An 878-nucleotide genomic window follows, 5' to 3' on the forward strand; every position below is an offset into this window, starting at 1 on the left:
GAGCGTGTCTCATGTGGGCTTCGGTAAGTGGTGCGGCATGATCGGGGATCGTGTCGTCGGATCTTGCACTCCGGTTGGTGCCGGATGAGTTGTGGACGATCGTCGAGCCGTTGGTCCCGCAGTTCACGCCGCGTCGGCAGGGTGGCGGGACGGCGCCGGTGGACGATCGGGCGGTGTTCACCGCGATCGTCTATGTGCTGACCAGTGGGTGCGCGTGGCGGCATCTCCCGGGCGAGTTCGGGGTGAAGGTGCCGACCGCGCATCGGCGGTTCACCGCCTGGACGGCCGCGGGGTTGTGGCCTCGGTTGCACCATGCCGTGCTGGACGAACTCGGCGCGCGCGGGCAGGTGGACTGGGCGTCGGCGATCGTGGACGCCGCCGCCGTCCGCGCCAAAAGGGGGGCGCGCTGACCGGCCCCAATCCGGTCGATCGGGGCAAGAAGGGCAGCAAACTCCACGTGCTTTCCGACGCCGCCGGGCTGCCGCTGGTGGTCGCGGTATCTGCCGCCAACGTCCACGACAGCCAGGCGCTCAAACCGCTGCTGATGGCGTTACCGTCGATCCGGTCACGACGCGGACCGCGCCGGCGACGGCCGATCAAGCTCCGCGCCGACAAGGCCTACAACTCCGCCGAGCACCTGGCCTGGCTGCGCGGGCGCGGGGTCGTGCCGCGCATCGCCCGGGCCGGCATCGAGTCCAGCGAACGGCTGGGCCGTCACCGTTGGAAGATCGAACGGACCTTGGCCTGGCTGTTCGGCTATCGGCGTCTGACCGTCCGCTACGAACGCCACGGCCACCTGTTCAACGCCTTCCTCGTCCTCGCAGCCGCCATCACCTGCTACAAGAAACTCGCCAAACTTTCCACGTGAGACACGCTCT

At 68.7% G+C, this 878-nt stretch carries 1 protein-coding gene; it reads left to right on the forward strand.

Annotated elements, in window-relative coordinates; all coding sequences use genetic code 11:
• The first annotated feature begins 50 nt into the window (after positions 1-50).
• Positions 51-868 (forward strand): IS5 family transposase gene (locus AF1_RS33955; protein WP_207394256.1). Its coding sequence is split into 2 segments (ribosomal slippage): positions 51-398 and positions 401-868, totalling 816 coding nucleotides; the frame shifts between segments, so codons are not numbered across the junction.
• The last annotated feature ends 10 nt before the right edge of the window (positions 869-878 follow it).

The sequence above is a fragment of the Actinomadura formosensis NBRC 14204 genome (assembly GCF_001552155.1).
Taxonomy (GTDB): Bacteria; Actinomycetota; Actinomycetes; order Streptosporangiales; family Streptosporangiaceae; genus Spirillospora; species Spirillospora formosensis.